Origin of the sequence: Chitinophaga polysaccharea (assembly GCF_007829335.1) — a bacterium.
GTDB classification, from domain to species: Bacteria; Bacteroidota; Bacteroidia; order Chitinophagales; family Chitinophagaceae; genus Chitinophaga; species Chitinophaga polysaccharea_B.
On sequence record NZ_VIWO01000003.1, the window covers coordinates 401,910 to 416,432 of the forward strand.

Genomic DNA, 14,523 nt, shown 5'->3' on the forward strand with positions numbered 1-14,523 from the left:
AGGGCTTGTCTGAAAGGGCTGTAGTTTTATGACCGGAGCATATCCGGGTATAAAATTGCAGCCCTTCAATTTTACCGATTTTAAAATATTTAGCGTATTTTGAACGCTTATCGGCAATTTATCTGAACAATGAAGAAAATAATTCTAAGTGGCATGCTGGCGTTGTCCTGCTGGATGGGACAGGCCGTACAGGCACAGAGTAAACATGCTTTTGCTTTAAGCAAAACGGATTTCCTGCTGGATGGCAAACCTTTCCAGATGATCAGCGGAGAAATGCACCCGGCCCGTATTCCACACGAATACTGGCGTCATCGCATTCAAATGGCAAAGGCTATGGGTTGCAATACCATTGCTGCCTATGTTTTCTGGAACTATCACGAGCCTGTGAAAGGTCAGTTTGATTTTAGTACCGGGAACCATAATATCGCGGAGTTTATTAAAATAGCCCAGCAGGAAGGCATGTGGGTACTATTGCGCCCGGGGCCTTACGTATGTGCAGAATGGGAGTTCGGTGGTTTACCACCTTACCTGTTGCAGACGCCGGATATTAAGGTACGCTGCATGGACCCGCATTATATGGAAGCGGTGACCCGCTATGTGGAGCACCTGGCAGCGGAAGTAAAGCCGTTGCTGGTCACCAATGGCGGCCCGGTGGTGATGATGCAGATAGAAAATGAATATGGCAGTTACGGTAACGATAAAACATATTTAAACGCCCTGAAAGACCTGTGGATAAAACAGGGAATCAATATTCCTTTCTATACAGCTGATGGCCCTACCTCTTATATGCTGGAAGCTGGTGGTGTAGATGGCGCAGCTATAGGACTGGATTCTGGCGGATCTGAAGCAGATTTTGAAGCAGCTAAAAAACAGAATCCCAATGTACCCGCCTTCAGTAGCGAATCATACCCGGGGTGGTTAACGCATTGGGGCGAACAATGGCAACGCCCGGGCATTGAAGGTATCTCCAAAGAGGTAAAATTCCTGATGGACACCAAACGCTCTTTTAACCTGTATGTGATTCATGGAGGTACCAACTTCGGTTATACCGCCGGGGCTAATTCAGGTGGTAAAGGCGGTTATGAGCCCGATGTAACCAGCTACGACTATGATGCGCCTATTAACGAGCAGGGGAGCGCTACGCCTAAATACCAGGCTTTGCGTCAACTTATCGGTAGTTATCTCCCAAAGGGTAAAAAATTACCACCGGTTCCGGCGCCTATTCCTACGATTACTATTCCAGCTATCAACCTGACGTCTTTCACTTCCGTATGGGATCATTTGCCACAGGCCGTGCAAACGCCGCAGCCTAAGCCATTTGAGGCATTTGGGCAGGATTATGGCTTTATGTTGTATAAAACTACCCTCATCGGGCATAAGAGCGGTAAGCTCACCATCAGGGATCTGCACGACTATGCCACGGTATTTCTGAACGGAAAATATATCGGGAAGCTGGATCGCTGCCTCGGTGAAAAAACGATCGATATTCCTGCGAGCGACGTGAAAGACCCGGTACTGGAAATCCTGGTAGAAGGCATGGGCCGTATCAATTTTGCAGAGGCTATCATTGACCGCAAGGGAATTACGGATCGTGTAGTCCTGAACGGTATGACCCTGATGAATTGGGAAGTATACGGTTTGCCAATGACAGAAAAATATGTACAGGAACTCACCCCGTCTGCCAGCAACGCGGCAAAGCCGGGCCAGTTCTATAAAGCCACTTTCCAGCTGGATAAAACCGGCGATACCTATATCGATATGTCGAATTATAAGAAAGGCATAGTATGGGTAAATGGCCATAACCTGGGACGCTACTGGGAAATAGGCCCACAGAAACGTCTATACTGTCCTGCCCCCTGGCTGAAGAAAGGAGAGAATACCATCGTGGTATTTGATTTGCACCAGGAAGCGGCAGCACCGGTATCCGGAGCAACTGCGCTGTAATTTTTCTACTTTACCATAAGGAGCCGGGAACGCGTTTGTTCCCGGCTTTTTTATGCGCCGGAAGATAGTTGTGCTAACCAGTTTTCTATCATTGTGTATTGTTTACACAAATAACTTTCTTTTTCCACTGCCTTGCTTTTAACATTGAAAAATGGTAACTTAGGAATGGTGGTTTTTCATTTATTTACTTCTTAAAAAGCAGCTTGCCATGGGAAAAGTACGTAATATCCTGCAGGCTAAGGGTCATGCAGTATACTCCATAAATCCTGACAACACCGTTTTTGAGGCCCTTCAGAAATTGGTAGACCATAACGTAGGTGCGTTGACTGTAGTAGATGAGAATGATCGTTTCCTGGGAATTTTTTCAGAACGTGACTATGCCCGCCGGGTGATCCTGAAGGGACGTGCCTCTAAGGAAACATTGATCCGGGAAATTATGACAGAGCGGCCTATTACTGTTACAGAAGATGATGCTATTGAAGACTGCATGGCATTAATGACAGATAAAAGAATTCGTCACCTGCCGGTGGTAGATGATAGAGAAAGACTGATAGGATTGATTTCTATCGGTGACGTGGTGAAGTTTATTATCGATGACCAACGGTATATCATTACCAGTCTCGAGTGTTATATTACCGGTACACATACCTGATGAGTGCAGTATAAACAGTTTTGTTCATTCGCGGTAGTTTTAGTAACTTTATTTTCATAGAGTCTTTACCGTTAGTAAGAAAATGACATGTTATGAGCCGGATGTATATCCGGTGCCCCTCTGTGAGATGGCGGTTTACAGACTGGTTAATTGTTGTTTACAGACTAGTTAATCATTAATAGCAGACGTGTTCAGTAGATTGGAAAGCAGACTACTGGTTTTTTTCTAAAGCATGGCATAACGGACTTTTAAGTAAATCGCTCGGAGGGCGAACACTTTGAAAAGCGCTGTTTCTGACATTACGCCCATGTGGCCTTTACTGGCCTATGCGGCTATCGTGGTGGTACTGATTGGTACCATCCTGGGCCTGTCTTATGTGCTGGGCCAGCATCATAAAGATCGTGCTACCGGTGAAGCATATGAGTCCGGTATCATCTCCACGGGGTCTGCCAGGCTCCGGTTTCCTTCCCAATTTTATCTCGTTGCAATGCTGTTCGTTATCTTCGATATCGAAACCGTATTGATTATTTCCTGGGCCATTGCATACCAGGAAGTAGGCTGGACGGGATTTATAGGCGTATCTATATTCATTTTTATATTACTGGCAGTACTGATTTATGAATGGCGTAACGGCGCATTGGACTTCGGGCCCGATGGAAAAAGGATTTTACGCGCATACAAAAAAATGAAAAGGAAGCACCCCTCAGGAATTCACCATTACCAGGAAAATAAGACTTCAACACCTCCGGCACTCACGTAACAGCAGCAAATAATCACGCATAGCTAAATCAATTTCGTATGAAATGGTGGCTGACTAATGCAAATGAGGTAACCGGTAAAATCTCCGGCAATACATCTATGGAAGAAGTCATACAACAAAGTGTGATGCTGACTTCTGTAGAAAGCCTGCTGGCGTGGGGGCGGAAAAATTCGCTCTGGCCTTTTCATTTCGGCCTTTCCTGTTGTTTTGTGGAGATGGCTACCGCCATGACCCCCAAGTATGATATGGCCCGCTTCGGCGCAGAAGTGATCAGGGGCACACCCAGGGAGGCTGATGTTATGATCATTGCAGGCACCGTATTCATTAAAATGGCGCCGGTTATTCAACGGCTGTATGAACAAATGATGGAGCCCCGCTGGGTGATTTCAATGGGCTCCTGCGCCAACTCCGGCGGCATGTATGATATCTACAGCGTAGTGCAGGGAGTGGATAAATTTTTACCGGTAGATGTATACGTGCCCGGTTGCCCGCCACGCCCCGATGCGTTTATGCAGGGACTCGTATTACTGCGCGACAGCGTAGGTAAAGAGAAAAGGCCGCTGAGCTGGGTGATCGGCGAACAAGGCGTAATACGGCCGGAGAAGATTTCTATGAAAGAAACCCTGCGCGAAAAAAGACAACAAATGATCAATTTTAAAACACCTGATGAAATATAAAAGGTTACTAACAATAACGGATATATGAAATAAATAACCGGAAGAAATCATAAGATTGTTTACCCTCATCGTCTAAAACTTAATACGCTATGCCAGAGCGCATTGCAGCGGAATTAAGCACCCGTTTTGGTGATATCACCTTTCAGCCTCAGGCTACACGGGATGGGACGCCCACCTTCTGGACGCCACAAGAGCATATTGTGACCGTACTACAGTTCCTGAAAGCTGAAATACAAATGCCTTATCGCATGCTCTATGACCTCACGGCCATCGATGAGCGTGCGTATAAACGGCAGCAGAACGGGCATAAACCCTATGACTTCACTATCGTGTATACCCTGTTTTCTTTCGAAAGAAATGAATTCCTGCGCCTTAAAGCCGGTCTCCACGGCGAATATCCAGCCATCCAGAGCATCACCACGGTATGGCCTGCTGCCAACTGGTACGAACGCGAAGTATATGATATGTTTGGTATCCGCTTCCATGGCCATCCTTTCCTGAAACGCATCCTGATGCCTACCACCTGGGAGGGGCATCCGCTCCGTAAGGAGCATCCGGCCAGGGCTACTGAAATGGGGCCGTTTAAGCTCTACGATGAGAAACAGGATAGGGAGCAGGAGTCGCTGCGCTTTAAGCCCGAAGAATGGGGCTTAAAACGCCATAGCGAGGATGCCGACTTCATGTTCCTCAACATAGGTCCGCAACATCCCGGTACACATGGCGTTTTACGCATTATCCTGCAACTCAACGGAGAAGATATTGTAGACGCCGTACCGGATATTGGCTTCCATCACCGCGGTGCTGAAAAAATGGGAGAGCGCCAGTCCTGGCATACCTACATCCCCTATACAGACCGTATCGACTACCTGGGGGGCGTTAACAATAACCTGGCCTATCTCCTGGCAGTAGAGCAACTGGGAGGCATCGACGTGCCGCTGCGGGCACAGGTGATCCGGGTAATGCTCTGCGAACTGTTCCGCATTGCCAGTCACCTGGTATGGTATGGCACCTTCGCCCAGGACCTGGGACAGCTATCGCCCGTATTCTACATGTTCACCGACCGCGAACGCGTTTTTGAGATCATAGAAGCCATCTGCGGCGGCCGCATGCACCCCAACTGGTTCCGCATTGGCGGCGTAGCGCAAGACCTGCCCAAAGGCTGGGAAGTGCTGGTGAAAAACTTCCTGCAATACTTCCCGCGGCAGCTGAAAGAATATGACGCCATGGTGATGAAGAATTACCTCTTTAAAGCCCGTACTAAAGGCATTGGTATCTATACCCTGGAGGAGGCAATTGAATGGGGCGTTACCGGGCCCGGACTGCGTGCCTGCGGCCTGGAGTGGGATATGCGCAAGAAGCGTCCCTATAGCGGATACGAAAACTTTGCTTTCGAGATCCCGGTGGCACAGAATGGCGACTGCTACGACCGCGCCGTGGTACGGGTGGAAGAAATGAGGCAAAGCCTGCGCATCATAGAGCAATGCATGAGCTGGATGCCCGAAGGAGACTATAAGTCGCACCACCCGCTGGCAACCCCTCCGGTGAAGGCCAACACCATGCAGGATATAGAAACACTGATTCACCATTTCCTGAATGTGAGCTGGGGACCTGTTATTCCCTCCGGGGAAGCCATGAGCTGTACAGAAGCCACCAAAGGATGGAACAGCTATTACCTCGTGAGCGATGGCAATACCGCTGCCTACCGGGTAAGAGTACGAACGCCCTCTTTCCCGCATATGCAGATGATTCCGCTGATCAGCCGCGGATATACCGTGGCAGATCTTTTATCGATACTGGGAGGAATGGATTATGTATTGGCAGATATCGACAGATAATAGAACCATATATGCTTTCAGCTATTGAAATAGAACAGATCACCCATGAGCTGCAACAGGTGCCGGTAAAAAAGGCGGCCTGCATTGAAGCGCTCAAAATTGTGCAGCAGCAGCGCCGCTGGATATCCGATGAAAGTGTGGCCGACATTGCCGCCATGCTCGACATGAGCACCGCCGAAGTAGATAGTGTGGCCACGTTCTACAATCTTATCTTCCGGCAACCGGTAGGGCGCCATGTAATCCTGCTCTGCGACAGTATCAGTTGTTACGTGATGGGCTATACGAAAATTAAGCAGGCGCTGGTGGAGTTGTTGCATATCGGCTATGGGCAAACAACGCCCGACGATCGCTTTACGCTGCTGCCTAACGCCTGTCTGGGTACCTGCGATCACGCGCCGGCCCTGATGATCGGCAACGACCTGTATCGCGATATAGCCATCGCGGATTTACCACAAATACTGGATCAATATTTATAAAAATGGAACGACCACTTACACAACATATTCCTCCTTCCGGAGCCGCCCTTCACCTGAAGGAATACGAAGCCGTGGGTGGTTACAGCGCCCTGCGCAAAGTATTACAGGAGCTGACTCCCAAAGAAGTAACCGAAAAAGTAAAAGATGCCAACCTCAAAGGGAGAGGAGGTGCGGGCTTCAGCACCGGTATGAAATGGAGCTTCGTGCCCATGAATGTTACTGGCCCCAAGTACCTGATTGCTAACGCCGATGAAATGGAGCCCGGTACTTTCAAAGACCGGTGGCTGTTACAGGGTAATCCCCATCAGCTGCTGGAAGGAATGATCATTGCCGCCTACGCCATACAGGCTACACAGGCCTTTGTATTTATGCGCTGGGCGTATAAAGAGGCGGCGCAGATCATGACCAGGGCCATTGCTGACGCCTATGCTGCCGGCTATCTCGGTAAAAATATACTTGGTAAAGACTTTCAGCTGGACATGCAACTGCATACCGGCGTAGGCCGATATATGTGTGGAGAAGAAACTGCGCTGCTCAATTCGCTTGAAGGCAAACGTGCTACACCCCGTGCTAAGCCACCATTCCCACAGGTGAGCGGCCTGTTTGGTAAACCTACTATTGTTAACAACGTGGAAACCCTGTCTTATATCCCACATATCATGAATAACGGAGGCGATTGGTTCAAATCACTGAGTTATACCGCCGACGGGGGAACGAAAATTTATGGCGTAAGTGGAAAGGTCAACAAGCCCGGTGCCTGGGAGCTACCTATGGGGGTTACGATGCGCGAATTATTGGAGGAACACGCCGGTGGCATGAAAGCAGGCCTTCGCTTTCGTGGCGTACTGCCCGGCGGCGCTTCCACCGATTTCCTGACCGATGCCCACCTCGATGTGAAAATGGATTTTGCCGGCGTAGCTGCTGCTGGAAGCCGCCTGGGTACCGGCACTATGGTGGTATTGGATGACAAGACCTGTCCCGTTGGATTTGTTCATAACCTGGAACATTTCTTCGCACAGGAATCCTGCGGATTTTGCACGCCCTGCCGGGAAGGGCTGCCATGGACGGAAAAAATATTACTGGCACTGGAACAGGGAAACGGAACATACGCAGACCTGGAACAATTGGAAATACATACGCAATTGCTGGGACCTGGAAATACTTTCTGCGCATTGGCGCCTGGCGCCATGGAACCATTGCAGAGCGCACTGAAATATTTCCGGGAGGATTTTGAGCAACATATCAAAGATAAAAAATGCCCATATGCCCATCATTAATATAGATAATAAAAACTACGAGGTAAAGGAGGGGAAGAACCTGCTTGAAGCTTGCCTGTCGCTGGGTTTGAACCTTCCTTACTTTTGCTGGCATCCCGCGTTGGGCGCCGTGGGCGCCTGCCGGCAATGTGCGGTGAAAGTGTTCAAAGACGCAGATGATACCAAAGGCAGGATCATCATGTCGTGCATGGAGCCGGTAAAAGATCAGCTGCGTATGTCTATCGACGATAAGGACGCCCGCAACTTCCGGGAGCATGTGATCGGCTGGCTGATGACCAATCACCCGCACGATTGCGCCGTATGCGATGAAGGCGGGGCCTGCCATCTGCAAGATATGACCGTGATGACCGGCCATAGTTACCGCGACTATCATTTCACCAAACGAACTTACAACAACCAATATCTCGGACCATTCCTGAACCATGAGATGAACCGCTGCATTCAGTGTTACCGTTGCGTACGTTTTTATAAAGACTTCGCCGGCGGAAAAGACCTGGATGTATTTGCGGCGCATAATCATGTGTACTTCGGGCGCCAGCAGGACGGTATCCTGGAAAGTGAATTCAGCGGCAACCTGGCAGAGATCTGCCCTACTGGCGTTTTCACGGATAAAACACTCAAACAGCACTATACCCGTAAATGGGATCTCACGTCTGCCGCCTCCGTATGCCAGGGCTGCGGCCTGGGATGTAATATCCTGGCAGGAGAAAGATACGGTGCAGTAAGGCAGATCACCAATCGCTTTAATGCCGCCGTGAATGGATATTTCCTTTGCGATCGCGGCCGCTACGGCTACGAATTTGTAAACAGCGACCAGCGCATTAAAACGCCCATGGTACACCACGGGCCAGCTGAACAATCCAACGGGATCCCTATATTGGAACACGTGCACCACAGAATAGTACCGGGGAAAACAATCGGTATCGGGTCTCCGAGAGCATCGCTGGAATCCAATACAGTGTTAAAAGAGTTGGTAGGAGCAGATAATTTCTACCTGGGCGTATCCGCCGCCGATCACGACCTGGTGTCGTTATCACTTCGCCTGCTCCGGCAGGGCCCTGTACGGGCAGCTTCTTTGCAGGATGCCGCCGCAGCAGATGTAGTACTGATCCTGGGAGAAGATGTAACGAATACAGCGCCAATGCTGGCGTTATCCGTGCGACAAGCCGTGCGGCGTATTCCTGTAGCTGCAGCGCAGCAGCAGGTGCATCTCGCCGCCTGGCAGGATGCCGCCATACGCGAAGCAGTGCAGGACGATAAAGGGCCCCTGTTTATTCTCAGCGTACAGGAAACCAAACTGGATGAAATAGCACAGGGCGCCTGGCATACAGCGCCTGATAATATTGCTCGTATAGGTTATGCCGTTAGCCACCTGCTCAATGATACCATCCCGGAAGTAACCGGTATGTCGGAGCAGGGCAGGGATATTGCCGCTACCATTGCAAAAACATTGAAGTCAGCTGCCCATCCGTTGATCATTGCCGGCTATGGCGGCGGCAGCGAAGCCATTCTCAAATCGGCCGCCAACGTAGCCTGGGCCTTGCATGACCTGGGAATTGACGCCATGCTCAGCTTTACGGTGCCTGAGTGTAATAGCATGGGACTGGAAATGCTGGACGGGCATCGGCTGGAATCGGCCGTAGAGCGGGCGCTGAATAATGGTGTAGATACGGCCATCGTCCTGGAAAATGATCTTTATCGCCGCCTGAACCAGCACAGCGCGGATCTTTTCTTCAGTAATATCAAAAGCGTGATCCTGCTGGATCACCTCTATAATATCACCGCCGAAAAAGCGACCATCATACTACCCGCAGGTACTTTTGCGGAGTCGGATGGCACGCTCGTGAATAACGAAGGCCGCGCACAACGTTTCTTCCAGGTATTTGCCCCAGCAACTGCTGTCCAGGAAAGCTGGCGCTGGCTGCTACAGGTAGCCGCTGCCAGTGGCCATACTACTTTATCTTCCCTGCAACACCTGGACGACGTAGTAAAATACATCGCGGCTACTTACCCGCAGTTCGACGGCATCACTACACTGACACCGGACGCTCATTTCCGCCTCGCCGGGCAGAAAGTGCCCCGGGAGCCACATCGCTATAGCGGTCGTACCGCTATGCTGGCAAATAAAAATGTGAGCGAACCAAAGCCGGCAGAAGATGAAGATACCGCGCTATCCTTCACCATGGAGGGATACCGGGGAGAACCTCCTTCTTCCATGATTCCTTTTTTCTGGCAACCAGGATGGAATTCAGTGCAGGCGGTCAACAAGTACCAGGTAGAAACCGGTGGCCCGCTGCACGACGGCAATGCAGGAAAGCGACTGATTGAACCTAACGTAAACGGGCACACGCCTTTTTATACGGAAGTACCCGAGCCCTACCTGCCGCTCAAAGAACATTTATTGCTGGTGCCCTGTTACCATATATTCGGGTCGGAAGAGCTGAGCATTCATACGCCAGGTATAGCTGCACGTATGCCCGCTCCCTACCTGCTGCTGCACAGCGAAGATGCCAAACGCTTCCAGGTAACAGAAGGACACCTGTTGCATTTTATGGATAACGGTCACCACTATACGTTACCGGTGATTATTAACGATACCTTACAGCAAGGGGTAGCCGGAATACCTGTAGGCCTGCCGGGCATGCAGATTGCTGAGGCGCCGCAGCTGATAAAAGTATAACGATATGACAAACTTCTGGTGGATCATTGGCGGAGTGCTCTTTGCACTACTGAATACGGCTGCAGGCCTGATCTGGGTGGAACGCAGGATGCTGGCGCTTTGGCAAGACCGCTATGGACCCAACAGGGCCGGACCGTTTGGACTATTGGTCGTGCTGGCAGATACGCTGAAGCTGTTTTTCAAAGAGGATTGGATCCCTCCCTTTGCAGATAAAATAGTATTTGTGTTTGCGCCGGGCGTAGTGATGCTCAGCGTACTGATGAGCTTTGTGGTGATGCCTTTCGGACCACATATCATTGTGGCCGATTTAAACATTGGCTTATTGTTTTTTCTCGCCATGTCATCATTAGGTGTGTACAGCGTGGTACTGGGCGGTTGGGCATCCAATAACAAGTATGCCCTGCTGGGCGCTATGCGCGGGGCTTCCCAGATGATCAGCTACGAAGTATTCATGGGGTTGGCACTCATGGGAGTAGTGGTACTGAGCGGCTCCTTTAACCTGCGGGAGATCGTGGAAGCACAACGAACCATGTGGTTTATCGTGCCACAGTTCCTGGGTTTTCTCATCTTCCTCGTGGCCGGCGTAGCAGAAACGCACCGTCTGCCTTTCGATATACCGGAAGCAGAAAGTGAGCTGGTAGCGGGCTTCCACTCCGAATATTCCGGGATGAAGTTCGGTATGTTCTTCATCGGGGAATACCTGGGAATCACCCTGATTTCAGGGATGCTGGTAACGCTCTATTTCGGCGGCTGGCTGGGCCCTGCCTTCCTGCCACCAGTGATATGGTTTGTAATAAAAACTTTTTGCTTCATCCTGCTCTTCATCCTGTTCCGGGCTTCCATGCCAAGGCCACGGTATGATCAGTTGATGGAGTATGGATGGAAGGTATTATTTCCGTTGTCTATTCTGAACCTGCTGGTAACGGCAGCTATCAAACTTTGGTTAAATACTTAAAACAGAAAACAATGTTTAGTCTGGTTAGAAGTATGTGGTTGATATTCCTGCATATGTTTCACAAGCGGGAAACATATCAGTACCCCGAACAGAAGGCGCCGCTGCCGGCCCGCTGGCGTGGACGCATCGCGCTCACCCGCGATCCGGATGGGGGAGAGCGCTGTGTGGGCTGTTATCTCTGTGCAGCGGCCTGCCCGGTGGATTGTATTTCCCTGCAATCCACAGAAGATGAATCAGGAAGACGGTATCCCGAATTTTTCCGGATCAACTTCTCCCGCTGTATTTTTTGCGGGTTTTGTGAAGAAGCTTGTCCTACTTACGCGATACAACTGTTACCCGATTTTGAAATGGCCGAATACAGCCGCCAGCAGCTGGTATATGAAAAAGAAGACCTGCTGATCAACAGCGAGGGGAAATATCCTGGCTATAATTACTATAAAGTAGCAGGGATGGCTATTCAGGGGAAAGATAAAGGCGATGCAAAGAATGAAGAACCGCCGGTAGACGTTAAAAGCTTACTGCCATGATGGAACCAGCCTTTTACATAGCGGCCGCTATTGCGGTAATTGCCACGGTAATGGTCATTACCCGCTATAATATCATGCATGCTTTGCTATACCTGGTGGTATCGCTATTAGCCGTGGCGGTGGTATTGTATCTCTATGGCGCGCCCTTCATCGCGGCCCTCGAAGTGATTGTATATGCCGGCGCTATCATGGTATTGCTGATATTTTTTGTGATGATGCTCAACCTGGGTAAAGAGTCGGCCATGCAGGAGCAACAATGGTTAAAGCCCCGCATCTGGATATTCCCATCTTTACTCTGCCTGGTGCTCCTGGGAGAGCTGGTTTTCCTGATATCCCAGAATCATCAGCCACCCTCAGAGATAAAAGTGGTAGATCCTAAAGCGGTAGGTATGGCATTATTCGGTCCCTATATGGCGGCGGTGGAGCTCACAGGCATATTGTTGATGGCAGGTATTGTGGGCGCCTATCATTTAGGGCGACAAAAAGAAAAAACATTACATCGATTTCTTGAAAATTAAAGAACATGAATATACACCCTACCACCGCAGGTATGCTGCTGGCCGGCGTTTTGTTCGTATTGGGACTGATTAGTATACTGGTGCGCCGCGACATCATTTTTATGTTACTCTCCGTAGAAGTAATGCTCAATGCCGCTGCTTTGGCTTTTGTAGTGGCTTCTGCACACTGGGGTACGGCCGACGGACAGGTGATGTTCGTCTTCATATTGGCAATGGCGGCGGCGGAAGTGTCGGTAGGATTGGCGTTGATACTACAGTTATATCATCAGCTTAAAACACTGGACAGCGACGAAGCCGCTAAAATGAACGGATAAAATGAACTTATTATGCTTCCTGTACTCATACCGATCATTCCTTTTATCAGTGCTTTCCTGCTCATGCTGGGCTGGAAACGCCTGAGCCGTACAGCCGTTGCCGTATTGGGTTGTGGCAGCATTGGGTTGGCAGCACTGGTGGCGGTCATTATTGCCATACAGTTTGCCGGTAATGCCGAACAAGCCATTGTACAACATGCGGCCAACTGGGTACTGGCCGGCACTTTCCAGGCTGGTATCGATTTCAGGCTCGACGCGTTGTCGGTTGTTTTTGTGTTGGTGATTACAGTAGTAGGCTTCTTGATTCACGTATATGCGGCGGGATATATGCACGACGACCCCGACTATGCCCGTTTTTTCGCGTGTATGAACCTCTTTGTGGGCGCTATGCTCACGTTGGTGATGGCCGACAATTTATTGCTACTTTATTTCGGCTGGGAAGGCGTAGGGCTTTGCAGCTACCTCCTGATCGGTTTCTGGTATAAAGACCCCGCCAATGGATATGCCGCGCGTAAAGCATTTATTGTAACGCGGGTAGGCGATACCGCTATGGCCATTGGGTTATTTATGTTGTTTCAATATGCAGGTACGCTCAATATCCCGGATATACTCGGGAAGAGTCCGCAGCTATGGACTACCGGGGCGCCGGTCGTGACCATCATTGCGTTGTTACTGTTGGGCGGAGCAGTAGGTAAATCGGCCCAGCTGCCCCTGCAAACGTGGTTACCTGATGCGATGGCGGGTCCTACGCCGGTGAGCGCCCTGATTCACGCCGCTACCATGGTAACGGCGGGAGTATACCTGGTAGCGCGTATGCATGTGCTTTTTGAACTGGCCCCGTTGGCTGAAACCACTACAGCTGTTATTGGTGCTGTTACCTTGGTAGTGGCAGGTTTCAGTGCATTGGTGCAGACGGATATTAAGCGGGTGCTGGCTTATTCCACCATCAGCCAGATAGGATATATGTTCCTGGCATTAGGCTGTGGAGCCTGGTCGGCCGCTATCTTTCATTTTGTTACCCATGCCTTTTTTAAAGCGTTATTATTCATGGCCGCGGGGGCAGTGATAGTTGCTTTGCATCATGAACAACGCATGACTAAAATGGGTGGACTCCGAAAGCTATTGCCTGGCGTATATGGGGTATTCCTGGTCGGCTGTGCGTCGCTGGCAGCTATTCCCTTTGTAACCGCTGGTTTTTATAGCAAAGACCAGATCATCTGGTTGTCGTTGTCCGCTACACACGGGCATGTGGCCCTGTGGCTGGCAGCTTTGCTGGGGGCCTTGCTTACAGGCATGTATACCTTTCGTATGTTTTTCCTGGTATTTTATGGAGAAGCTAAAACAGCGGTGCACCACCGTCCCGGTAAAAGCATGATGATCCCCTTGTATATACTGGCTGTTTTATCAACCATAGCCGGATTTATAGAACTACCACATACGATGGGGCATGTAACACTTTTCAGCAATTGGTTACACCCCGTATTGCCTGCGGTAACGGTAGTAAACGACAGTAATGCTATGGAGTGGACGTCTCAGGCCATGTCGGCCCTGCTGGCTATAGGCGGCATAGGCCTTGCCTATGCCTGGGTGGTATTGCGCCCAAAAGGAATGTCCGATTTCCTGGAAATGCCTGCCATAGATTGGTTGCGGAAGTATTGGGCCAGGGGCTGGGATTTCGACTATGTGTACAACATCCTACTGGTACATCCTTATGTCCACCTGTCGCGCATCAACCGGAAAGACCTGGTCGATAAGCTGTATACCGGGCTGGCTGCCCTGATGGAATGGTGCCACAACGTACTGGCACGTACGCAGAGCGGTTTGTTACGATGGTATATCATGGCAGTAGTGCTGGGCGCTGTAGCGGTGTTGTCGGTACTCATCTGGAGAATATACATATAACTTAAA

General features: G+C 50.0%; 13 protein-coding genes. All 13 read left to right on the plus strand.

Annotation, left to right across the window (positions count from 1 at the left end):
* Positions 1 to 129: 129 nt before the first annotated feature.
* On the plus strand, positions 130 to 1,944 hold the full coding sequence (locus FHW36_RS13215) for a glycoside hydrolase family 35 protein (protein WP_145669345.1): 1,815 nt from the start codon (positions 130 to 132) through the stop codon (positions 1,942 to 1,944).
* Between the two features lie 208 nt (positions 1,945 to 2,152).
* Complete coding sequence (locus FHW36_RS13220; RefSeq protein ID WP_145669348.1) at positions 2,153 to 2,596, plus strand: CBS domain-containing protein; 444 nt, start codon at positions 2,153 to 2,155, stop codon at positions 2,594 to 2,596.
* 277 nt (positions 2,597 to 2,873) lie between these two features.
* Positions 2,874 to 3,356 (plus strand): NADH-quinone oxidoreductase subunit A, encoded by a 483-nt coding sequence (locus FHW36_RS13225; RefSeq protein ID WP_246121145.1) that lies wholly within the window; start codon positions 2,874 to 2,876, stop codon positions 3,354 to 3,356.
* A gap of 38 nt (positions 3,357 to 3,394) precedes the next feature.
* On the plus strand, positions 3,395 to 4,033 hold the full coding sequence (locus FHW36_RS13230) for an NADH-quinone oxidoreductase subunit B (RefSeq protein WP_145669351.1): 639 nt from the start codon (positions 3,395 to 3,397) through the stop codon (positions 4,031 to 4,033).
* 89 nt (positions 4,034 to 4,122) lie between these two features.
* A complete protein-coding gene (nuoC, locus tag FHW36_RS13235) occupies positions 4,123 to 5,868 on the plus strand; it encodes an NADH-quinone oxidoreductase subunit C/D (RefSeq protein ID WP_145669355.1) in 1,746 nt (581 codons plus the stop codon).
* 11 nt (positions 5,869 to 5,879) lie between these two features.
* Entirely contained in the window at positions 5,880 to 6,344 is a 465-nt protein-coding gene (gene nuoE / locus FHW36_RS13240) for an NADH-quinone oxidoreductase subunit NuoE (RefSeq protein ID WP_145669358.1), read from the plus strand.
* Positions 6,345 to 6,346: 2 nt separating this feature from the next.
* On the plus strand, positions 6,347 to 7,621 hold the full coding sequence (nuoF, locus tag FHW36_RS13245; RefSeq protein WP_145669362.1) for an NADH-quinone oxidoreductase subunit NuoF: 1,275 nt from the start codon (positions 6,347 to 6,349) through the stop codon (positions 7,619 to 7,621).
* On the plus strand, positions 7,608 to 10,301 hold the full coding sequence (gene nuoG, locus FHW36_RS13250) for an NADH-quinone oxidoreductase subunit NuoG (RefSeq protein WP_145669364.1): 2,694 nt from the start codon (positions 7,608 to 7,610) through the stop codon (positions 10,299 to 10,301). The genes nuoF and nuoG overlap by 14 nt, the downstream gene beginning before the upstream one ends.
* 4 nt (positions 10,302 to 10,305) lie before the next feature.
* The gene (gene nuoH / locus FHW36_RS13255) at positions 10,306 to 11,256 is read left to right on the plus strand and encodes an NADH-quinone oxidoreductase subunit NuoH (protein WP_145669367.1); all 951 of its coding nucleotides are present in this window, start codon (positions 10,306 to 10,308) and stop codon (positions 11,254 to 11,256) included.
* Positions 11,257 to 11,267: 11 nt separating this feature from the next.
* Entirely contained in the window at positions 11,268 to 11,783 is a 516-nt protein-coding gene (nuoI, locus tag FHW36_RS13260) for an NADH-quinone oxidoreductase subunit NuoI (protein ID WP_145669370.1), read from the plus strand.
* Positions 11,780 to 12,301, plus strand: a complete 522-nt coding sequence (gene nuoJ, locus FHW36_RS13265) for an NADH-quinone oxidoreductase subunit J (RefSeq protein ID WP_246121146.1) — start codon at positions 11,780 to 11,782, stop codon at positions 12,299 to 12,301. The genes nuoI and nuoJ overlap by 4 nt, the downstream gene beginning before the upstream one ends.
* Before the next feature lie 5 nt (positions 12,302 to 12,306).
* Complete coding sequence (nuoK, locus tag FHW36_RS13270; protein ID WP_145669375.1) at positions 12,307 to 12,615, plus strand: NADH-quinone oxidoreductase subunit NuoK; 309 nt, start codon at positions 12,307 to 12,309, stop codon at positions 12,613 to 12,615.
* Positions 12,616 to 12,627: 12 nt separating this feature from the next.
* Complete coding sequence (gene nuoL, locus FHW36_RS13275; RefSeq protein WP_145669378.1) at positions 12,628 to 14,517, plus strand: NADH-quinone oxidoreductase subunit L; 1,890 nt, start codon at positions 12,628 to 12,630, stop codon at positions 14,515 to 14,517.
* The last annotated feature ends 6 nt before the right edge of the window (positions 14,518 to 14,523 follow it).

Excerpts from the sequence above, each read along its gene's own strand:
- nuoF (WP_145669362.1), top strand. The coding sequence starts at position 6,347 with ATGGAACGACCACTTACACAACATATTCCTCCTTCCGGAGCCGCCCTT.
- FHW36_RS13230 (WP_145669351.1), top strand. The coding sequence starts at position 3,395 with ATGAAATGGTGGCTGACTAATGCAAATGAGGTAACCGGTAAAATCTCC.
- FHW36_RS13215 (WP_145669345.1), top strand. The coding sequence starts at position 130 with ATGAAGAAAATAATTCTAAGTGGCATGCTGGCGTTGTCCTGCTGGATG.
- nuoJ (WP_246121146.1), top strand. The coding sequence starts at position 11,780 with ATGATGGAACCAGCCTTTTACATAGCGGCCGCTATTGCGGTAATTGCC.
- nuoE (WP_145669358.1), top strand. The coding sequence starts at position 5,880 with ATGCTTTCAGCTATTGAAATAGAACAGATCACCCATGAGCTGCAACAG.
- nuoC (WP_145669355.1), top strand. The coding sequence starts at position 4,123 with ATGCCAGAGCGCATTGCAGCGGAATTAAGCACCCGTTTTGGTGATATC.
- nuoK (WP_145669375.1), top strand. The coding sequence starts at position 12,307 with ATGAATATACACCCTACCACCGCAGGTATGCTGCTGGCCGGCGTTTTG.
- FHW36_RS13220 (WP_145669348.1), top strand. The coding sequence starts at position 2,153 with ATGGGAAAAGTACGTAATATCCTGCAGGCTAAGGGTCATGCAGTATAC.
- nuoG (WP_145669364.1), top strand. The coding sequence starts at position 7,608 with ATGCCCATCATTAATATAGATAATAAAAACTACGAGGTAAAGGAGGGG.
- nuoL (WP_145669378.1), top strand. The coding sequence starts at position 12,628 with ATGCTTCCTGTACTCATACCGATCATTCCTTTTATCAGTGCTTTCCTG.
- nuoI (WP_145669370.1), top strand. The coding sequence starts at position 11,268 with ATGTTTAGTCTGGTTAGAAGTATGTGGTTGATATTCCTGCATATGTTT.
- nuoH (WP_145669367.1), top strand. The coding sequence starts at position 10,306 with ATGACAAACTTCTGGTGGATCATTGGCGGAGTGCTCTTTGCACTACTG.